Below are 207 nucleotides of genomic sequence, written 5' to 3'. Positions count from 1 at the left end.
TCGGCGATGCATCGTTTCACTGCTGAGTTCGGGATGGGATCAGGTGGTTCCAATGCTCTATGGTCGTCAAGAAATTCTGTGTCCGACCCGTTCAAGAACAACGTGTCGGTAAAATCGATGACTTCTACTAAAAACAAAACCCCTACCTGCGTCAGCAGATAGGGGTTTCGGAATTTAATCTTGACGATGACCTACTCTCACATGGGG

Annotated in this window: 1 rRNA gene; it reads right to left on the bottom strand. The window is 47.8% G+C overall.

The annotated features are described in order from the left end of the window. Window positions 1-71, bottom strand: a 5S ribosomal RNA gene (gene rrf, locus AC3A5O_RS28875); the annotation flags it as partial. Window positions 72-207 lie beyond the last annotated feature (136 nt).

It is taken from the genome of Pseudomonas sp. Soil_N_39, from assembly GCF_057655955.1.
This window is presented reverse-complemented; position numbering and strand designations above follow the sequence as displayed.